The following is a 20701-nucleotide window of genomic DNA, read 5'->3' as shown; positions in this document are numbered from 1 at the left end:
CGGTGATAAGTGTTATCCCCACGCCCACCCATCCTAGTCTGCTGTGTCAGTGGAGCTGACTAGACTGGGGGACTATGGCATCGATGATCACCCCCTCGTCTTCGGATCCTGACACGCTGATCGCTGACCTGAACGACCAACAGCAGGCCGCAGTCGCTCACCGCGGGGGACCGTTGCTGATCGTCGCCGGAGCAGGCTCGGGTAAAACCAAGGTGCTCACCCACCGCATTGCTCATTTACTGGCCACCGGGGAAGCTCGTCCCTGGGAGTTCTTGGCCATTACCTTCACCAATAAGGCCGCCCGAGAAATGCGCGAACGCATCGAAGGGCTGATCGGTCCTGATGCCCAAAAAATGCGGATCTCGACCTTTCACTCCTCAGCGCTACGCATCCTAAGAGCTGAAGCTAGCACCGTGGGATTGAAATCCAATTTCTCCATCTATGATGCTGCTGATTCCTTGCGGTTGATAAGCCAGCTTGTCAAGGTGGCGGACCTGGATCCCAAACGGGTGAAACCTAAATCGATTCAGCACAAGATTTCCTCGCTGAAGAATGATTTGGTGGATGCCGACGAGTTCGCCTCGAACAACAGCGGGGACCCTTTCCAGCAGGCGGTGGCCGAGGTCTACACCGAATACACCGCGCGCTTGCGTCAGGCGAATGCGATGGATTTCGACGACCTGATCTCCACCACTGTCAATATGTTCCGCGCTTTCCCCGCTGTGCTCGATAACTACCGTCGCCGGTTCCGTTACGTGCTGGTCGATGAGTACCAAGACACCAACCATGCCCAGTATCAGCTGGTCCGATTGCTCACCGGGGAACCCGGAGACCCCTCCGGGTGTGAGACCAGTGGGGGGCAACTGACTGTCGTCGGGGACTCCGACCAGTCGATTTATGCCTTCCGCGGTGCCGATATCAGCAACATTATCGAGTTTGAGCGGGATTACCCTGATGCCACCGTGATCAATCTGGAGCAGAACTACCGTTCCACCCAGAACATTCTCGACGCCGCTAACGCGGTGATCTCGCATAATCCCTCCCGAGAGGCCAAACGGTTGTGGACCGATGCTGGGACCGGGGCAGCACTGATCGGTTACGCGGGCGAGAACGAATCGGATGAAGCCGGCTGGGTGGCCGATAAGATCGATGAGCTGATCGACAATGATGAGGCGATCCCCGAAGACATAGCGGTCTTCTACCGCACGAACGCCCAGTCCCGTGCGCTGGAAGAACGCCTCATCTCCGCGGGGATCCCTTACCGGGTGATCGGAGGAACCCGATTCTATGATCGCAAAGAAATCAAAGATGCCCTGGCGTATTTGCGCGTGATCGATAATCCCGATGACGACGTGAACCTTCGCCGGATTCTCAACGAGCCCAAACGCGGTATTGGTGACCGCTCCGAAGCGGCCTTGGCGGTACTACAAGACCGAGAACGCATCAGTTTCTTTGACGCACTCCACCGCGCCGATCAAGCACCCGGGATTGGGTCTCGAGCCGTGAAGAAAGTCCAGGAGTTTGCCCAGTTATTGGACGACCTGCAACAGCTGGCCACGACCGAATCCCCGGCCAGGGTGCTCGAAGCTGTATTGGAACAAACTGGGATGTTACACGCGCTACGCTCCTCAGAAGACCTGCAGGACGAATCCCGGGCCGATAACCTCGGAGAGTTGGTGGCGGTGGTGCGGGACTTCGAGAAAACTCACCCCGACGGAGATCTGAGCCAGTTCTTGGAACAAGTCGCCCTGGTGGCCGATACCGATCAACTGCCCACCCCTGTCGAAACCGACACTGAGGGTCAGGACTTGGCTGAGCAGTGGGGCCAAGTAACCTTGATGACCTTGCATACCGCTAAAGGTTTGGAGTTCCCGGTGGTATTTTTGACCGGAATGGAACACGGCGTCTTCCCACACGCCCGGTCGATGGGGGACACTCAAGAGCTGGCCGAAGAGCGCCGACTGGCCTATGTGGGGCTGACCCGGGCCGAAAAGCGACTGTACCTGTCCCGGTCCGAATCCCGTTCGCTATGGGGTCAGCATCAGTTCAACCCGCCCAGCCAATTCCTCACCGAGATTCCCGACGCCCTCATCGAATGGGAACGAGAAGGGCGCTTGAACGGCGTCGACACGCGTGGGTCCTGGAACGATATCGGTGCGGGGCTAGGATTTGGCGCCCCCGGATCTCGGTATCCAAAACGGTTCACTGGCTCCCATTGGGGCGCTTCAACCTCACGCAGCCACTACGGCAAGCCCGGCCAGAGTTCTGGGTCCCGAGCTGGGGCTACCGGGATCACCGAGGCGCAAGAACGCGCCGAGGTGGTTCGAGGCGAAAAACCGACCCGAGTGGTGCCCGACCACGAGGTCATCAGCCTCAGCCCCGGCGACCACGTCAAACACAAAAGCTTCGGTACTGGGGTGGTCACAGCCATCTCTGGCAGTGGAGACAAGACCGTTGCCACGGTGGCGTTCTCCGGTTCGGAGAAACGGCTGTTGCTACGCTACGCCCCAGTCGAAAAAATCTCCTTCTAATGCACGCCTTTGACCTGTACCGGCCCGGGGATGTGCTGACGGTCCTGGTGGGCACAAAAGCCCGTCATTTCTGGGTCAGTGGCTAGTTTTCAACTGTCTACAAAACCCCAGGCAGTGCACTAAGGTTATTTACTGGAGCCCGCAGTGGCGGGTCGTCGAGTGCTACCGCGCAAACATCGCCGGTGAGACTCGAAAAATCGAACTATTGTCGACGTTAAAGGACTCCAACCCGTGGACCTGTACGAATACCAGGCGCGCGATCTCTTCGAAGCACACGGTGTTCCCGTGCTCGCCGGAATCGTGGCCGAAACCCCACAAGATGCCAAAGCAGCCGCTGAAAAACTCGGTGGCGTGACCGCCGTCAAAGCCCAGGTCAAAGTCGGTGGGCGTGGTAAGGCCGGTGGCGTCAAAGTCGCCAAGACCCCGGACGAGGCCTACGAATACGCCCAGCAGATTCTGGGCATGGACATCAAGGGCCACACTGTCCACCGCGTGATGATCGCTGCCGGTGCAGATATCGCTGAAGAATACTACTTCTCGGTGTTGCTGGACCGCGCAAACCGCACCTACTTGGCCATGTGCTCCGTCGAAGGTGGCGTGGAAATTGAGCAACTGGCCGCTGAACGTCCCGACGATCTGGCACGCGTTCCGGTCTCCGCTCTGGAGGGAATCACCTTCGAGGTGGCCAAGGACATCGCCACTCAGGCGAAATTCCCCGCTGAGCAGGTTGATGCTGTGGCCGAGGTACTGGTCAAGCTCTGGGAGGTTTTCGACGAAGAAGACGCCACCCTGGTTGAGGTCAATCCGCTGGTCAAGACCGGTGACGGCACCATCTTGGCCCTGGACGGCAAGGTCACTCTGGACGACAACGCGGATTTCCGCCACGAAGACCACACCAAGCTGGTCGATGAGCGCACCGAGAATCCGTTGGAGGCCAAGGCCAAGGCTAAGGGACTGAACTACGTCAAGCTTGACGGTGATGTGGGCATTATCGGCAACGGGGCCGGTTTGGTGATGTCCACCCTCGACGTGGTTGCTTACGCCGGTGAGAACCACGGCAACGTCAAGCCCGCCAACTTCCTGGACATCGGTGGCGGCGCCTCGGCGCAGGTGATGGCCGATGGTCTGGATGTGATCCTCAACGACGATCAGGTCAAGTCCGTGTTCGTCAACGTCTTCGGTGGTATTACCTCCTGCGATGCCGTGGCCAACGGTATTGTTCAGGCCCTAGACATCCTGGGTGACAAAGCTACTAAGCCGCTGGTCGTGCGTCTGGACGGCAACAACGTGGAAGCCGGCCGCCAGATCCTGGCCGATGCCAACCACCCGCTGGTGCACATTGCCAAGACCATGGACGCCGGTGCTGACCAGGCCGCTGAGCTGGCCCACGCCGCCAAGTAAGTTAAGGACGGATTGAACAACAATGTCGATTTATCTCAATAAAGACTCCAAGGTCATCGTCCAGGGTATTACCGGTGGTGAAGGTACCAAGCACACCGCGCTAATGCTCAAGGCCGGTACTAATATTGTCGGCGGTGTCAACGCTCGCAAGGCTGGCACCACCGTGACTCATGAGGACAAAGACGGTAACACCGTTGAACTACCGGTCTTTGGTTCCGTCGAAGAAGCCATGACCGAAACCGGTGCCAATGCGTCGGTGATGTTCGTGCCTCCGAAGTTCGCGAAGGACGCCGCGATCGAGGCCATCAAGGCTGAAATTCCGTTGCTGGTGGTCATCACGGAGGGCATCCCGGTTCAGGACACCGCCGAGTTCTTCGCACTGTCTCAGTCGATAACTGACGAGCAGGGTCAGGCCAAGACACGCATCATCGGCCCGAACTGCCCGGGTATTATTACCCCCGGCGAATCCCTGGCGGGTATTACCCCGAACTCGGTCACTGGTTCCGGTCCGATCGGTCTGGTCTCCAAGTCCGGAACCTTGACCTACCAGATGATGTTCGAACTCTCGGACTTCGGTATCTCCACCGGTATCGGTATCGGTGGTGACCCGGTGATCGGCACCACCCACATCGATGCGCTGGAGGCCTTCGAAAATGACCCCGACACCAAGGCCATCGTGATGATCGGTGAAATTGGTGGTGACGCCGAGGAACGTGCCGCCGAGTACATCAAGGCAAACGTCACCAAGCCCGTTGTCGGCTATGTGGCCGGTTTCACCGCGCCCGAGGGTAAGACCATGGGCCATGCCGGCGCGATTGTCTCCGGCTCCTCCGGAACCGCGACAGCGAAGAAGGAAGCTCTCGAAGCAGCCGGCGTCAAGGTCGGTAAGACTCCGACCGAAACCGCGGAGCTGATGCGCGAGATTCTTAACAACGGCTAAGTGCGCGCAGTGTGAACTATGTAGTGACCGGTGCCCCGAACCGTTCTGGTTCGGGGCACCGGGGTTTAACGACTGGTGTCTTAATACGGCATGCACCCCACCCGGTGAGTGACAACGGCGGTACCCTAGATAGCGTTTGACCGTGGCCAACACAGACCACCGGGGAAGGAAAGCACATGGCAGAGATGCTGGCGACCATGGTCCCGCTCTTTCTGATTTTGGGGCTGGGCTTTGCCATCGGATTCTCGGATAAGATTCTGGGATGGCAACCAGCCCTGAACGGGTTTGTCTTCCATATCTCGTTGCCGACTTTCGTGTTCTCCTCCATGGTGACCGCGCCCATACCCGACGTCGTTCCCTGGGGAACACTGGCGATCGCAGGACTGGTGCCCATCGTGTTAGCCATTGTGCTCTACTTCGGGGCCCGCTGGCTGTTAGGCTCACAGGAGACACAAGCTTCCACGCTGTCGGTCTCAGCGGTCTTCGGCAACGTGGGATATCTGGGCATCCCGTTATCGATCGCATTCTTCGGCGAGGAGTCCATCATTCCTGCCGTGGTGATCGGCATGGTGCACAATATGGTCTTCCTGCTGGGATTCCCCTTGGTGCGCACCACCGTGAATATGCGACAGAACTACCGAACCCTGGCTCAGGCTGGTGGATCAGCTGATCCCGTCCCAGCACAGCAACGAAAAACCCACGGTTCGCTGACTTCTGTGCTCATTCGTGTGGTGGTCGATGGGCTCTTTTTCAACCCCTTATTCATCGCCGCCGCCCTGGGGTTGACCGTGATGCTCACGCCCTTTGAGCTACCACAGGTCATCAGCGAGTCCGTGGCGCTGTTGGGTGCAACTGCGGTGCCTTTGTCCCTCTGCGCGGTGGGGCTGGCCATCCACCCGGCCCTGCAGGCTTTCACATCCGGTTCGTTGAACTACGTGCTGGTGCTGATTGGTGTGGCGACGAAGGCTTTTGTGGTGCCGGCGATGACCTTCCTGGTGGCGGTGGTGTTGTCGTTCTGGGTGCCCGAAGACTGGCTCGGCGTCCTGGTGCTGATGGCAGCCACACCCTCATCGACGACCGTGTTTATTCTGGGCACCCAATACGACAGACAAGGGCCCTTGGCCGCTTCCATCTTGTCCATCACGACGGTGGCTTCTCTGTTCACCGTGCCTGTGATGCTGATTATGATTTAGATAACGTTTAGACTCACAGAGAAAGCCCAACGCCAGAACGTTGTTCAGACACCCCACAGGAGGATCGTCACGGTGAGCACCGAGTACGTAGAAGCTGACCCGACAATCACCCCGGAGCAGATCGAACAAGGTCAGCAGGCCTATCGTCTCGATCGTGAACATGTCTTCCACTCCTGGGCGGCGCAGGCGCAACTAGACCCGATGACCGTCATCAAAGCTGAGGGCAGTTACGTCTGGGACGGTCAAGGACATAAACTGCTGGACTTCTCCTCCCAGATGGTCAACACCAATATCGGGCACAGTCACCCCGCCGTGGTGGCCGCTATCCAGCAGCAGGCAGCGCGGATTGCCACCATCGCTCCGGCACACGTCAATGACGCTCGCTCGGAGGCTGCTCGGTTGATCAGTGACCTCGTTCCGGACCATTTGAACCACGTGTTCTTTACCAACGCTGGTGCTGAAGCGGTCGAGCACGCCACCCGCATGGCGCGTTTGCATACCGGACGGCCCAAGATCCTTTCGGCCTACCGTTCCTACCACGGAGGCACCGAACGAGCCATCAACATCACCGGCGACACCCGTCGGTTCCCGGTCGATACCGCCAGTCAGTCGGTGGTGCACTTCATGCCCGCTTACTTCTACCGCTCCTTGTTCGGGTCCACCACCCTGGAAGAGGAAACCCAGCGAGCTCTGGACCATCTGGAACAAACCATCATTTTTGAAGGTCCCGACACCATCGCCTGCATTATCCTCGAGACTGTTCCGGGAACCGCCGGGATTTACGTGCCACCTCCCGGCTACATGGCGGGGGTACAACACCTGGCTCGTCGCTACGGGATCATGTTCATCACCGATGAGGTCATGGTTGGTTTCGGTCGAACCGGTGCGTGGTTTGGTTTCCAGCACTGGGACCTGACACCGGATTTGGTGACCTTTGCCAAGGGTGTGAATTCCGGGTACGTGCCGTTAGGCGGTGTGATCATCTCCGATGAAATCTACACCAGCTTTGCTGACCGGGCCTACCCCGGGGGGCTGACCTACTCCGGTCACCCGTTGGCCTGTGCTGCCGCGGTGGCCTGTATTCGGGCGATGGACGAAGAAGGTATGGTGACCAACGCCGATCGGCTGGGTCGGGAGATCCTGGGACCGGGAGTCGTCGAGTTGGCCGAAAAGCACCCCTCTGTGGGAGACGCCCGTGGCCTCGGGGCCTTCTGGGCTCTGGAATTGGTGACGAACCGGGAGACCAAAGAACCCTTGGCACCCTATGGTGGCTCGTCGCCGGCCATGAACGCCGTGGTAGCAGAGTGCAAGAAGCTCGGCCTGTTGCCGTTCTCCAACGCCAACCGCATTCACCTGGCCCCGCCATTGAACATCAGCGACGCGGATGCCCGTCGTGGCCTGGAGATCCTGGATTCAGCCCTCGACGTTGCTGATAGCTACTACGAAGGCGCCTAAACCCCGAAGATCAATCCCACCAGGTAGGTGATCATCGCGGCACCTAAACCAATCGCCAGTTGGCGCAGTCCTCGCGTGACCGGGGAGGTTCCTGACAGCAGACCGGTGACACCACCGGTAAACAACAGGGCTACCGAGACCAACCCTGCCGACCAGAGGATTCCGGCAGTACCGGTCACTCCGAAAAGGAACGGGAGGACGGGAATGATCGCTCCGGAGGAGAAGAAACCGAACGACGAAAAGGCAGCGCCCCACGCGCTACCGAGTTCTTCGTGCTTCGGAGAGCGCTCCACCGGCCCCTGGGAGCCATCAGGGCGGGCCGACAGGCTGGGGTTACAGTCGCAGTTGAAATAGCCCATGCGCTCCATGGCGCGATGTCGGGCGTCCTCTTGAGACATGCCACGGGCCCGATAGACGAGCTCGAGCTCATTGGAATTCAAATCCAGATGCGGGGCAGCTTCCAGGGTTACTTGGGTTGGTGAGGAGGCCTCGATCAGCTCGCGTTGGGACCGCACTGAAATGAATTCACCGGCGCCCATGGACATCGCCCCGGCCAGCAGTCCGGCGATGCCGGCTACGAGGATGAATTCATTGGTCGCTGAGGTGGCTGCGACACCCATCACCAGGGCCAAATTCGACACCAGGCCGTCGTTGGCGCCAAAGACAGCCGCACGGAAGTTCCCGGCTAGTTTTTGACGGCCTCGGGCCGCCAGTCCACGGACGACTTCACTGTGGATGGCCTCATCGGCGGCCATGCTCGGGGTGGCATCGGCGTCACGGGCATACGGGTTATCCGTCTCGGCACGTTGCATCAGTGCCAAGACAAACACCGAACCAAAGATGCGAGCCAAGAAACGTAATAGCGAGCGTCTCAGTGATGGTCGGGGCGGATTGTTGGCGTGTTCTCCCAACAGATCGCGCCAGTGCTCTTCGTGACGTTTTTCCGCTGTGGCCAGATCCAACAAGATTTCGCGTTCTTCGCCGGTTTTTCGCTCGGCGAGCTGTTCGTAAATGGCCCCCTCGGCGATCTCGTCTGCTAAGTAGCGTCGCCACCGGCGTATCTGCGCTTTAGTGGGTGCACTCATTCGTGTCTCACGACTCCCTTAGTACTGCAAGCCCCGATTCGTGTACGAGTGTGCAGCTTCGGCTTGTAACCTGGTCAAGTCTACTGAAAGCGGGCACGCCCAGAGTACTGTGAGAGGTATGGGCACTGATCCACACGATTCATCGAAAGCGTCATCGTTGCGTACGAAACTCCTCGCCGAGGGGGAGGAACCAGATGCCCGCTTTTCATTGGCCAACGAACGCACCTTCTTAGCCTGGATCAGAACCGCGTTGGCACTGCTCGCAGCGGGGATCGGGATTGAAGCCTTTACCACGCACGTGTTTGAGACGCCAATTCGTCAGATCCTGGCCTCGATCCTGCTGGTATTGGGAGCCTTCATGGCCATTTCAGCGGCGATTCGGTGGGTGCGCGTCGAGCGGTCCATGCGCACCGGACGTCCGCTACCGTTGCCACTGTGGGGGCCACTGGTGGCTGTGGTCTGCGCAGTGACGGCGGTGCTGGTGATGCTCGCTGTGGTGACGGGGTAGTGTGATGGCCACCACTTACCGTCTCCACGAAGATCCTGCGTTACAACCGGAACGCACCATCCTGTCCTGGTCCCGCACCATACTGGTACTGTGTGTGGTCTCGAGCCTGTTTCTCCGCTGGTATCCCGACGTCGGGCTGATCTCTCTGGCCCCTGCGGTGGGATGCGTGGTGGCGGGGTTGGTCATCCAGCTAACCCAACGCCACCGTTACGCGCTCCAGTCGCGCGGAATCGTCCGTGGCCAGGTTGAAGCCAACCTCATCGCGGTGGGACTGATGACCGCTTTGGTGGTCGCGGTGGCCGGCTTGGGGCTGATGGCGTTGTGGCTCTAATTGGCTGAACCGTCGTGGCGAGACAACCGAGAGGTATCGGGGTGGCGCGGTGGCTCGGAGGTTTTCAGGTCCGGATCGTAGCGGAACCCACCGTCCTCGTCGCGCTCTGGTTGCCGGCCAAAAATGAAATGGCGACCGGATAATTCCTCGATTGAGATTGAGGCGAAGAAGTCTTTCAGTGTCGGAACCCAGGGAGCAATACCGAGTTGGCGCACGTGTTCAAGCTCCGCTGTATCGGTGACCATCCGCGCGACGCCACGAACCACCACCGACCAGGCCTGCTCGGGGAGAATCCCGTCGGTTTCAAAGGCCACATCGAGTCCGTGTTCGGCGGCTGCTAATTTACTCCCGGGTGCGGTGCGGAAATAGAGCAAGTCACCGTCGCGGACATAATTGATGGGGAAGATCTCGATCTTGGGACCATCGGCAAAGGCGAAACGACCGTGGCGAGTGTTGTCCAGCAACTTCCGGCACTGTTCCTCGGTCAGGGTCAGGACCGGTTCGTTTTCGGGGTGCTCAAACATCAGGTGGTTCATCTCACTATTGTCTCCCATTTAGGTCATGAGGGGAATCGATGACGCGCCGAGGATCCGGTGATGCCCTGCTGATCATCGAGGTAGGTGCAGAATCCGCTCGAAGATCTCGCTGGCCGCAGCCGGGTCTCTGCCCGGTGCGAGCCCGAGGTAACACGGCGCCCTGTGCGCCGGACCGGACTCGGCAGGGGAGAACCAGCCGGGGCGGTAATGGCCACCGGCACACTGCAGAATCAGCTGTGCGGCCGCGATATCCCAGGGTTTGGTGTCCACCCCGATGACAAGGTCGAAAACTCCTTGGGCGGCTAAACACAATTCGAGTGCTCCGGAGACCATTCGGCGTACGGTGGAAAACTGGCAGACCGCCTGTCCAAAAATCTCCAACGCGGTGTGAGGAGTCGGTGGGCTAGCCTGCAAGATTTCGGCTGCCGGAAACGAGGTCACCAGATTGTAGTCCTGGAGCCGTTGCGGGCACGGACGTCGGACGCGGAGTTTGGAGTCGTTCACCCAGGCGGTGCCTGACTCGATATCGGCAGAGAACTCGAGGCCCATCGCCGGGGCAACGACTACTCCGGCGAGCACCTGGTCGTCGATCACCGCCGCGATGGAGATGGAATAGGTGTCGAGACCGTGGGCCAGGTTTGAGGTCCCGTCAATCGGATCGATGAGCCACACCACGGCATGGTCTGGTCGGGGCTCCAGCGCCGAGGTTCCAGTTGGGGAGTGCTCACCGAATTCTTCGCCAAAGATTTGTGAGGTCGGTAACCGCTCGTGCAAAAACTCCCTGAGGTGGATCTCCACAGCACGATCGAGGTCGGTGACCACATCGTGGTGGTTGGTTTTATGGGTAGTTCCCCACCGAACTGTTCCATCGTTAACCTGATGTTTGTTTGGTGGGTCTAAAACTCTCGTGGCAGAGCGTGCAGCCGCGAGCGCCAGCTGGCGCAAGGCTGAGGGTCCAGAGATCGTTGTGCTATGACGGGATGCAGTGGCCACGGTGTGTATCCTAGCCAGTTTTACATCATCCAACGGTTCAGGCAACGGCCACGCCCGTGTGGTCACAGCAGCATTAATAATGGGGGATACTAGAGAGCATGGGAAAAATCTTTCGCCGCGCCGGACGTCAGAGGGCCACATCGACCACATCATCACGGCGGGACACCTCGGCGCTTGCTCAGCGGAAGTTGGTTCAGGGGCGAAACTCTATCCGTGCTGCCGCGCAACACGATCGTCAGGACCCGGTGCCAGAACGCTTGGTGACCTGGGCTTATTACCGGTACCAAGGCATGCGCAAGAAACAAGCTCTCGACCGCGGAGATGTGCCGACTCTGCTACCGTTCATCGGATACGGTTCCACCAGCTGGGTCCGAGTCTTTGCACGAGTGTTGCTCGCCCGTGAGGACGCCTTCGAAGCTGGGCACCGGTTGACTAAAGTCGTTCAAGATGGAGTCCGCGGGTGGCGTAACTTCGTCTCCCCACCGCTGCCGTATGCAGAAGTCCACGTCGATATCGACGGTGTCACCCACACGGTGCGTGCTGATCGTAGTGGCGTGGTGGACACAGTGCTACCGGCCGCGCTCGACGAGGGATGGCAGTCGATCACCCTTCATGTAGCTGACGGTGACTCCGCTAATGCCGATATTTTCGTGATCTCCGACCAGGCCCGCTCCGGAGTGATGTGCGACGTCGACGACACCGTGGTGGTCACCGCCCTACCACGTCCGTTGTTGGCAGCCTGGAACTCCTTCGTTCTCGACGAACACGCTAGAACGCCCACTCCGGGGATGTCGGTGCTACTCAACCGGATCGTCGAAGCCGAAGCGAAGTCCCCGGTGTTCTATGTCTCTACCGGGGCATGGAACGTCGCCCAAACTCTCACGCGGTTCTTAGCGCGTAACCTCTACCCGTTCGGCCCACTGTTACTGACTAGCTGGGGGCCCACCGAACACCGCTGGTTCCGCTCCGGTGTGGAACATAAGGTTACGGCGCTGCGCAGACTGGCCGAGGACTTCCCGCATATTACGTGGATTTTGATCGGTGACGATGGGCAGCACGATCCCGAAATCTATGCCGATTTCGCCCGAGACTATCCGCACCAGGTACGCGCGATTGCGATCCGTCAGCTGACGCCTTCTGAAGCGCTCTTGGCTGGCGGTCGGGCTGAAGAAACCCGTTACTCGACGCCGGGCATCCCGTGGGTATACGGCCCTGATGGGGCCACATTGGAATTGCAACTAGAGCGTTTAGGTATCCTGGATCCCCAGTCCGAAACTGCCTCGCCGTTGGCCTGGCCGGCATCCATTCAGCAAAATGAGTCCAAGGCTGTCGCTGAGCTACAACAAGACTATCCGCGATTTACCCAAGATATTCCGCGGGAAGACTAATGAGTCAGTGGCGGGCTAGGTCAGCAGACACATTCGAGGAGGCCACCACCATGAGTCCGGTATCAACCAACAGCTCCCACGGTGTCAACACCACCGTGCAGATCCACCTGCGCTGGGGCGATATGGACGCCTATGGGCACGTCAATAACGTCCAAATCGTGCGTCTGATGGAAGAAGCCCGCGTGCTGGCTTTCGGAACTCCCTCGGGCACTGGAGCTCCCGAATCCGAAGACCAGCCGGAGGTGGCAGCCCCGATTGACTTGATTAGTTCCGTCCCCGAAGGCGTGCTGACCCTGATTTCCGAGCACACCGTGAGATATCGGCGACAACTGCCCTACCGACGCCAACCGGTCCCGGTCCGTCTGCAGATCACGAAGGTGAAGGCCGCCGCGATCGAGGTTGGCTATGAATTCATCGACCCGGTGACTGCCGAGGTGGCAGTGACCGCCAGCTCCACCATGGTCTTCGTTGATGCCGAGTCAGGACGACCAGTGCGGCTCAATGATGAACAGAAAGCGCGGTTGCACGGTTAGCGCGCCGGTGCCTCTGGGACGCCGAGACGGTGGTACCGGTCATGACCGGATGGGACGGGCTCGCCGAGTTTAAACAACACCTTGGGCCAGCATCGCGTCGGCGACCTTGGTGAAGCCAGCGATATTAGCGCCCATCACATAGTCACCGGGGACGCCGAAATCCTCGGCAGTAGCCACGCAACGATCGTGAATATCTGTCATGATCTGCTCGAGACGGTCGTGAGTGTAGCTGAAGCTCCAGCTGTCGCGCACCGCGTTCTGTTGCATTTCCAAAGCCGAAGTAGCCACACCGCCGGCATTGGCAGCCTTTCCCGGCCCGAACAATACTCCAGCTTCTTTGAAAGCTGCGGCGGCGTCGTGAGTACATGGCATATTCGCCCCCTCAGCCAGAGCCACCACGCCGTTTTTAATCAGGGTCTTGGCATTCTCTTCGGTTAGCTCATTCTGGGTAGCGCACGGTAGAGCGACGGTGACCGGAACATCCCACACCGAGCCAGAGGATTGATAGGTGGCCTTGCCACCGCGGCGGTCGGCGTAGTCTGAAATCCGGCCACGCTCAACTTCCTTGATCTGGCGCAACAGATCCAGGTCAATGCCGTCAGGGTCATGAACGTAGCCGGAAGAATCCGAGGCAGTCACCACGGTGGCTCCCAACTGGGTGGCCTTCTGGATGGCGTAAATGGCCACGTTGCCCGAACCGGAAACCGCAACGGTTTGGCCATCCATGGACTGGTTCTTGGTGTGCAACATCGAATCGGTGAACATCACCGCGCCGTACCCGGTAGCCTCGGTACGGGCCAAAGAACCACCCCAGGAGATGCCCTTACCGGTCAACGTGCCGGCCTCCCACTTATTGGTGATGCGCTTGTATTGGCCGAACAGATAGCCGATCTCACGGCCACCGACACCGATGTCTCCGGCAGGAACGTCGGTGTACTCACCGATGTGTCGGTACAGCTCGGTCATGAACGATTGGCAGAAGCGCATGATTTCATCTTCGCTTCGTCCGGCCGGATTGAAGTCAGATCCGCCCTTACCGCCGCCGATCGGCATACCGGTCAATGCGTTCTTGAAGATCTGCTCAAAGCCGAGGAATTTCACGATTCCTAGATACAGCGAGGGGTGGAAACGTAGACCGCCTTTATAAGGGCCGAGTGCGGAGTTGAATTCCACCCGGAAGCCACGGTTGATGTGGACGTTGCCGTCATCGTCGAGCCACGGCACCCGGAAAATAATCTGGCGCTCAGGCTCACACATCCGTTGCAAAATGGATTGTTCAGCGTATTCGGGATGGCGCTTCATGACCGGGGACAGCGTCTCGAAGATCTCGGTGACCGCCTGGTGGAATTCCGATTCGCCGGGATTGCGACGGAGAACTTCTTCGTGGACTTTCTCTAATGCTGCATCCATATCAGGCAACCTCTTTTATCTTTGGAGTCATAGATCATTCGGTGAGGCTGCCTCCGAAAGTAGGGTACGGCTGCACCCTCTCGGGGAGACAGCCGTTGTCTACCACGTATCACCATAACACCTTGAGGCGACAAAGGAAAATACCAGTTGCCATTATCTCGCAACATTTACCTTCAGCGGGTTCGGAAGTCTTTCGCTCCGAGACAGTAAATCCCCAGATCGAGCGTCGATAATGGCACCATAGGGAATGTGCCAGACAAAACTTCCCCCCAGCCTTCCCACGGGGTTCGTCCCCTGCCGATGCCGTTGTGGCTTCAAGGCGTGATCGAATCCTGTGCTGCAGCTCTGATGGGTATCGCCGGGCTTGCCGTGCTCCTGATTGGGATGTGGCTCTTTGGAGCCTGGGCCAATATGGATCTACTGGCGGTGGGACAGCTTGCTGGCGTGTTGTGGCTGGCCGGTCAAGGAACCCCGGTAGCACTGTCGGTTCCCCAACCTGGGACCGAAGAGATCATGTCGGGAACTCTGTGGTTCCTCCCGCTGGGCCTGACCGCGATCCTGCTGTATCTCACCACGCGCGTCGGGCACCGACTGGCTCGAGCCAGCGAGGCTCGCAAACTCTGGCAGGCGCTGATCCCCGCGGTACTGGCCTACGGGCTGTTCGCTTTTGGGCTTTCCTCACTGATTTCTGTTGAGCGCATCCACGTTCCCCCGGCGGGCGTGCTGGCACCCCTTGGGATCTTTGGACTCGGTATTGTGCTCGGGCTGCGCCGACGCTACGGTAGCTGGCGTTTTCTGGGGACCGAGGCGATCGGCACCTGGATGAGTGCCCGTTCCCAGCAGGTGCGCTGGATGTTGAGCTTCCTGGCCTCGATGGTCAAAGCTGCCACCGTGGGAATCCTGGCCGCAGTGGCCAGCGCGGCAGTACTGACCGTCGTGCTCATCGGAGTGCAGTGGGCGCCGATTACCGAGGTCTATCAACGTTTAGGTACCGGAATATGGGGTGGCCTGGCGCTGACCCTGTTGCAGGTGGCGCTGTTACCGAACCTGGTGCTGTGGGTGTTGTCGTGGATGACCGGTATTGGATTCAGCCTGGGCACCGGCTCACTGATCGCCCCAGCCGGAACGATTCTTGGCCCGCAACCGGCCATACCGTTACTGGCTGCCATTCCACCGGAGTCTTCCTTGGCCGATACGTGGTGGGTGCTGTTGATCCCGGTGGCCTGCGGCATCGTCGCCGGTGTGTGGCTCTTCCGTGACGGGGAAAATCACGTAGAAGATTGGATCACTCAACGGGTTGGCCACCCCATCGTCGCGCCCGCGCTGGCCACCCTGACGACTGGGGTCATCTTGGCTGCGATCGTCGCGGTGGTCATGATGTTGGTATGGTGGCTGTCCTCAGGGTCCTGGGGCTTCGGCAAATTTGACGAGGTCGGCCCCACCGCATGGCTCAGCGGGTTGACCCTGGGCGGCGAAGTTGGGGTCGGGGCCATGCTGGGCTATGTGCTGGCTCCGCTGGTTGACGCTCCGCTGTACTCCAGTACGACAGACCAGGCCCAGCCAACGGTCACATCAGGATCGGCTGACCCCGACTGAGTGCTACTACTCAGTCAGTCTGAGCTGCTGAAGGATATCGGAGTATTGCTGATCGCACTCACTGACCGCAGTGTGGGTGATCGCCGAGTGCAAGCATTGTTCATAGTCCTGGGTGGGGGCCCACAAGACCATCTGCGCAACCGCAATGGCGGTAAACAGGACACAACCCAGTGCTCCGGCAGTGCCTGCTAACCAGGTCAGCATGGTGGTTTTGACCTGAGTGGCACCTCGGAATAACACGACCGCAACCACGACACCAGCAATCCCAAAGATCGGGGTGACGACTTTATACGGCAGAGGTAACACCGACCCGGCGTAGGTGGCGATCAACGCGGCCAACAACCAGAGCACCAGCTGACTCAGCGATCCGGTGCGAGAACTGGTCGATGAGGCCGAGGTCTTATTCGACACGATCCTGGTGGTCCTCTATTCCGTCGTTGGGGTGATGTCCAGAACACCATCCTAGCCAGAGGTAGCCACTCTTTGCGTCGGGCCTCGCGTTAGAGTTAAGGCCGGTCATGATCGTCTGGCTCGCATCCAGCTCACCTCTGGCGGAAGGATCCCCCATACTATGCGCGTTGTTGTATTGCTATCTGGCTCCGGTTCCAATTTTCAGGCGGTGCTCGACGCGGTTCAGGCCGGGCGCCTGGCGATCGAAATCGTTGCGGTGGGGTCTGATACCGCCGAGGCCTATGGTCTGCGTCGTGCCGACGCAGCCGAGCTGGAGACCTTCGTGGTCGACTGGACCAATTATCACAACCGCACCGAGTGGACGAAGGCGCTACTGACCGTGGTGGATAGCTATGCACCCGATCTGGTTGTCTCGTCTGGTCTGATGCGGGTGGTCGGTGAAGAATTTGTCCGGGCCTACCACGGTCGATTTATCAACACTCATCCGGCGTTACTACCGAGCTTTCCCGGAGCCCACGCGGTCCGGGACGCCCTACAGGCCGGGGTCATCACCACCGGTGCCACCGTGCACCTGGTGGATGCCGGGGTGGACACCGGCCCGATCATTGCTCAGACCGAGGTCGAGGTCACCGCAGATGATGACCAGGACAGTCTGCACAAACGCATCAAAGTCGTTGAACGAGACATGCTGATTGACACCCTGGCCGCCGTGGCTGCGGGGCACACGGCGCTGGAACTGGCCGAACAATTTGCCCAGAAGCGACGGGGCCGCGCCGGTGCGGACGCTACTGAGGCATCAAAAGAACACTCGAGTCCAGACTAGACTTGAACTGTGAATGGAGCGCTGGCCCGTTCACGCCAAATGTATTTTCGAGTGACCGCGAACCGATGGTAGGAGTAGCTGGCGTGGCAGAATCCACAGATAAAATCCCGTTCAAACGTGCACTGATTTCGGTTTACGACAAAACCGGTCTTCAGGATCTAGCTCGCGGTCTAGCTGATGCCGGTGTGCAGATTGTCTCGACCGGGTCGACTGCCAAAACCATTGCGTCCACTGGGGTGGATGTTACCGAGGTCGCAGATATTACCGGGTTCCCCGAAGTGCTTGACGGGCGGGTGAAAACTCTGCACCCGCGCATTCACGCCGGCATTCTGGCTGATCGCCGCCTGGAATCGCACCGGGCCCAGCTGGACGAACACCACATCGAACCTTTTGACCTGGTCATCGTCAACCTCTATCCCTTCGTCGAAACCGTTGGTTCTGGCGCGGGGGAAGACGACGTGATTGAAAAGATCGACATCGGTGGGCCCTCCATGGTTCGGGCGGCAGCGAAGAACCACCCCTCTATCGCGGTGGTCGTCGACCCGCGCTCCTATCAAGACGTTGTCACCGCAGCCCAGCAGGGTGGTTTCGACTTGGCCACTCGCAAGCGACTGGCCTCGTTGGCTTTTGCGCATACTGCCGCTTACGACAACGCGGTGGCGGCTTGGACTGCCGCGCAATTCGGTGAAGCTCCCGAGCAGGAATCCACGGTCAGCCAGCTTCCGCCCTACGTTGGGGTATCGCTGAGCCGTGCCGAATCGTTGCGCTATGGTGAAAATCCCCACCAGCCCGCTGCCCTGTATGTCGAGGATGGGGCCAGTACCGGTATCGCCCAAGCGCAGCTGCTGCATGGCAAGCCGATGAGCTACAACAACTATGTGGATGCCGACGCCGCGGTGCGCGCCGCGTTCGACTTCAGCGATCCGGCCGTGGCCATCATTAAGCACGCCAACCCCTGCGGTCTGGCCGTCGGGGACGCACATGCCACCGACCCGATCGCTGATGCTCACGCTAAAGCTCACGCCACGGACCCGGTTTCTGCTTTCGGGGGAGTGATCGCGGCGAACCGTGAGATCACCGCGACGTTCGCCACCCAGGTCAAGGACATTTTTACCGAAGTGATGGTGGCCCCCAGTTTCTCGGCCGAGGCGGTTGAGATCCTCTCGGCGAAGAAGAACCTGCGCCTGCTCGAATTGCCCGCAGGCTTTCACCGCGACTCCGTGGAGTATAAGCAGGTCTCCGGGGGCATGTTGTTACAGGTCGCCGACACCTTCCAGTCTCAGGGCGACAACCCTGCCGACTGGGAACTGGTTTCGGGCGAGCCCGCCGATGAAACCACCCTGGCCGATCTGGCTTTTGCTTGGAAAGCCGTGCGCGCGGCTAAATCCAACGCCATTTTGTTGGCCCAACAGCAGGCAGCCGTGGGTATCGGGATGGGCCAGGTCAACCGCCTGGACTCCTGCCGGTTAGCCATCGAACGTGCCAACACCCTCGGTATGGCAACCACCGGAGCTCAACAGACCGGCACCAACGATCAGGTGAGATCGGTCGGAGGCGCTAGCAACCCGACCTCGACCGAGCAGGCCCCGGTGCGCGCTCGCGGTTCGGTAGCAGCCTCGGATGCGTTCTTTCCCTTCCCCGACGGGCTCCAAATCCTCATCGATGCTGGGGTGCGTGCCGTGGTGCAACCCGGTGGCTCCATCCGAGACGAGGACGTTATCGCCACAGCGCGCCAGGCGGGGATCACGATGTACCTGACCCATTCCCGACACTTCTACCACGGCTAAGCACGGCTGTAATCATTCAGGTGGTGCCAACTGACCGCAGGCTGGCAAAGTTTGAAGTTGGTCTCTGCGGTCGGCTAGTGTTAGTGACCGTTCAGCCAGCGCCTGAGCGACACAGCCTCATCACTCAGCTCTTTCAGATAATCCCGCGTAGCCACCGGCGTCTCCGGGGTCACCGTGACTCCTTCACGGTGTTGACCGACGTTGAGCTCAGGTGTTGCTGTGTCCCCACGGTGCCGGCGCGTTTGCAACGACTCCACCCTGGGCCGCACTCCCGGTCCGGACGGTGGCCGGTCGTGGCCTGATCTGGGGAACTGGAGGCGGGATCATGTCGAAACAGCAGACCACGATCTACGACGTGGAGGCACTGGAAGAGTCCATCCAAGACCACCTCAAAGAAGATCGACTGGCTGAAGCCACCGTCGAGCTACGACGGTTACGCCCCTCTGATCTGGAGCGGTTCCTGGACCGGACCTCTCGCACGATGTTGCCGGTGGCCTTCCGCCTGCTGGATAAAGACGCAGCCGTGACCGTGTTTGAGACCATGGAGCCGCAGTTGCAGTCGGATCTCATTGACGGGTTGCAAACCAGCCGGGTGCAGGAAATTTTCGGGGAACTGGAATCGACCTCCCAGGCTCGGCTCCTCGATGAGGTGCCCGCCGAGGTCGCCCAACGGTTGCTGTCCGGACTCTCGGCTGCCGATCGCAATCAAGCCGGGCGCGTGCTCGGGTACCCCGAAGACGCGGTGGGTCGACGCCTGACCCCCATCACGGTCGAGCTCAGTGCCCACATGAGTGCCACCGAAGCCCTGCAAGCTGTGCGAGCCGCTGACGTCGATGCCGACGATGAAAATGAGCTCGCCACCCTGCCGGTCGCCTCCTCCACGCACAAGGTCCTGGGCTTGGTCGACCTGACCCGCCTCGTGCGGGCTGAGCCGGATACCTTGGTCCGCGACATCATGCACGACACCGATACGGTCAATGCGACCGAAGAAGCCGAAGTGGCCGCGCGGATGGCTGTGCACCACCGAGTGCAAGCGGTGCCTGTGGTCGACGACGCCGAACGGCTCATCGGTATGCTGCTGGTTGATGATGCCCAGCGTATTCTGGAAGAAGAAGAGTCCGAAGATACCTATCGTTCCGGTGGTGCCGAACCTCTGGGCCAGCCGTATCTGACCACTTCGATCATGCAACTGGTCAAGTCCCGCATCGTCTGGCTGCTGGTGCTGGCGATCGGCGCAACACTGACCGTGCAGGTATTGCAGGTCTTTGAAGAGATGCTTGCGGTCATGGTGGTGCTGACCTTGTTCATTCCGTTGCTGACTGGCACCGGTGGAAATACCGGTAACCAGGCGGCCACCACCGTTACCCGTGCCATCGCCCTGGGCCAAGTGACGCCCCGAGACGTCTGGCGGGTCATCGGTCGAGAAGCACTGGTGGGTTGCACCCTGGGCGCCTGTTTAGGTGTCCTCGGGTTTGTGATTACCGGACTGATCTTCGGGTGGGATATTGGCACAGTGATCGGACTGACACTGCTGGCGATCTGCACGGTGGCTGCTACGGTGGGCTCGATGATGCCGCTCATCGCGTCCAAGATCGGTGTGGACCCGGCGGTGTTCTCCAACCCATTTATCTCCACGGTGGTGGACGCTCTGGGGCTGATCATCTACTTTATGGTCGCCCAGTCCGTTCTGGGGCTCTAAGCTCTGCGCCAGATCTGCCGGCAACTGCCTTTACCTATCGACCCATGACTCCGGTAGATTAAGAAAGAACCTGTGTTGGTC

At 59.7% G+C, this 20701-nt stretch carries 18 protein-coding genes; 13 read left to right on the top strand and 5 right to left on the bottom strand.

The window, feature by feature from the left end; translation table 11 throughout:
• The first annotated feature begins 74 nt into the window (after positions 1-74).
• The 5 genes from pcrA to QDX22_RS05040 all read left to right on the top strand — a co-directional run bounded on the left by pcrA (position 75) and on the right by QDX22_RS05040 (position 7520).
• Positions 75-2531: a DNA helicase PcrA gene (gene pcrA, locus QDX22_RS05060; RefSeq protein ID WP_122549289.1), complete on the top strand. Its 2457-nt coding sequence runs from the start codon at positions 75-77 to the stop codon at positions 2529-2531.
• Between the two features lie 231 nt (positions 2532-2762).
• On the top strand, positions 2763-3932 hold the full coding sequence (gene sucC / locus QDX22_RS05055; RefSeq protein WP_110101367.1) for an ADP-forming succinate--CoA ligase subunit beta: 1170 nt from the start codon (positions 2763-2765) through the stop codon (positions 3930-3932).
• Between the two features lie 22 nt (positions 3933-3954).
• Positions 3955-4872, top strand: coding sequence for a succinate--CoA ligase subunit alpha (gene sucD, locus QDX22_RS05050; RefSeq protein WP_122549290.1), 918 nt, complete (start codon positions 3955-3957; stop codon positions 4870-4872).
• Positions 4873-5048: 176 nt separating this feature from the next.
• On the top strand, positions 5049-6065 hold the full coding sequence (locus tag QDX22_RS05045; protein WP_110101369.1) for an AEC family transporter: 1017 nt from the start codon (positions 5049-5051) through the stop codon (positions 6063-6065).
• Between the two features lie 72 nt (positions 6066-6137).
• Positions 6138-7520 (top strand): aspartate aminotransferase family protein, encoded by a 1383-nt coding sequence (locus QDX22_RS05040; protein ID WP_110101370.1) that lies wholly within the window; start codon positions 6138-6140, stop codon positions 7518-7520.
• Here the strand turns inward: QDX22_RS05040 and QDX22_RS05035 are convergent.
• Complete coding sequence (locus tag QDX22_RS05035) at positions 7517-8605, bottom strand: VIT1/CCC1 transporter family protein (protein ID WP_110101371.1); 1089 nt, start codon at positions 8603-8605, stop codon at positions 7517-7519. The genes QDX22_RS05040 and QDX22_RS05035 overlap by 4 nt on opposite strands.
• Before the next feature lie 118 nt (positions 8606-8723).
• Here QDX22_RS05035 and QDX22_RS05030 point away from each other — a divergent pair, with 118 nt between their 5' ends.
• Together QDX22_RS05030 and QDX22_RS05025 are read left to right on the top strand one after the other, a co-directional pair.
• Positions 8724-9113 (top strand): YidH family protein, encoded by a 390-nt coding sequence (locus tag QDX22_RS05030; RefSeq protein WP_110099405.1) that lies wholly within the window; start codon positions 8724-8726, stop codon positions 9111-9113.
• A 4-nt stretch (positions 9114-9117) separates the two neighbouring features.
• Positions 9118-9444, top strand: a complete 327-nt coding sequence (locus QDX22_RS05025) for a DUF202 domain-containing protein (RefSeq protein WP_110099450.1) — start codon at positions 9118-9120, stop codon at positions 9442-9444.
• Here QDX22_RS05025 and QDX22_RS05020 read toward each other — a convergent pair.
• Both QDX22_RS05020 and QDX22_RS05015 read right to left on the bottom strand, forming a co-directional pair.
• The gene (locus QDX22_RS05020; RefSeq protein WP_183145618.1) at positions 9441-9968 is read right to left on the bottom strand and encodes a pyridoxamine 5'-phosphate oxidase family protein; all 528 of its coding nucleotides are present in this window, start codon (positions 9966-9968) and stop codon (positions 9441-9443) included. The genes QDX22_RS05025 and QDX22_RS05020 overlap by 4 nt on opposite strands.
• A gap of 84 nt (positions 9969-10052) precedes the next feature.
• A complete protein-coding gene (locus tag QDX22_RS05015; RefSeq protein WP_158524636.1) occupies positions 10053-10973 on the bottom strand; it encodes an inositol monophosphatase family protein in 921 nt (306 codons plus the stop codon).
• 98 nt (positions 10974-11071) lie between these two features.
• Here QDX22_RS05015 and QDX22_RS05010 point away from each other — a divergent pair, with 98 nt between their 5' ends.
• Complete coding sequence (locus QDX22_RS05010; RefSeq protein WP_233492030.1) at positions 11072-12361, top strand: App1 family protein; 1290 nt, start codon at positions 11072-11074, stop codon at positions 12359-12361.
• Between the two features lie 50 nt (positions 12362-12411).
• Entirely contained in the window at positions 12412-12894 is a 483-nt protein-coding gene (locus tag QDX22_RS05005; protein WP_110101373.1) for an acyl-CoA thioesterase, read from the top strand.
• A 69-nt stretch (positions 12895-12963) separates the two neighbouring features.
• Here the strand turns inward: QDX22_RS05005 and gdhA are convergent, their stop codons facing one another.
• Positions 12964-14304, bottom strand: a complete 1341-nt coding sequence (gene gdhA / locus QDX22_RS05000; protein ID WP_122549292.1) for an NADP-specific glutamate dehydrogenase — start codon at positions 14302-14304, stop codon at positions 12964-12966.
• 249 nt (positions 14305-14553) lie between these two features.
• Here gdhA and QDX22_RS04995 point away from each other — a divergent pair, with 249 nt between their 5' ends.
• Positions 14554-15900, top strand: a complete 1347-nt coding sequence (locus QDX22_RS04995) for a cell division protein PerM (protein WP_147472546.1) — start codon at positions 14554-14556, stop codon at positions 15898-15900.
• A 6-nt stretch (positions 15901-15906) separates the two neighbouring features.
• Here the strand turns inward: QDX22_RS04995 and QDX22_RS04990 are convergent, their stop codons facing one another.
• Positions 15907-16311 carry a hypothetical protein gene (locus QDX22_RS04990; RefSeq protein ID WP_122549294.1) on the bottom strand — a complete coding sequence of 135 codons (405 nt, stop codon included), beginning with the start codon at positions 16309-16311 and terminating at the stop codon, positions 15907-15909.
• A gap of 160 nt (positions 16312-16471) precedes the next feature.
• Between QDX22_RS04990 and purN the strand changes: the two genes are divergently transcribed.
• The 3 genes from purN (at position 16472) to mgtE (ending at position 20620) form a co-directional block, all read left to right on the top strand.
• Positions 16472-17134, top strand: a complete 663-nt coding sequence (gene purN, locus QDX22_RS04985; protein WP_122549295.1) for a phosphoribosylglycinamide formyltransferase — start codon at positions 16472-16474, stop codon at positions 17132-17134.
• 65 nt (positions 17135-17199) lie between these two features.
• Positions 17200-18921, top strand: a complete 1722-nt coding sequence (gene purH, locus QDX22_RS04980) for a bifunctional phosphoribosylaminoimidazolecarboxamide formyltransferase/IMP cyclohydrolase (protein ID WP_425248474.1) — start codon at positions 17200-17202, stop codon at positions 18919-18921.
• A 325-nt stretch (positions 18922-19246) separates the two neighbouring features.
• Positions 19247-20620 carry a magnesium transporter gene (gene mgtE, locus QDX22_RS04975; RefSeq protein WP_122549297.1) on the top strand — a complete coding sequence of 458 codons (1374 nt, stop codon included), beginning with the start codon at positions 19247-19249 and terminating at the stop codon, positions 20618-20620.
• Positions 20621-20701 lie beyond the last annotated feature (81 nt).

The sequence above is a fragment of the Auritidibacter ignavus genome, assembly GCF_029853775.1.
GTDB classification, from domain to species: Bacteria; Actinomycetota; Actinomycetes; order Actinomycetales; family Micrococcaceae; genus Auritidibacter; species Auritidibacter ignavus.
The sequence above is the reverse complement of the archived record's forward strand: the minus strand, read 5'-3'. Positions and strand labels throughout refer to the sequence as shown.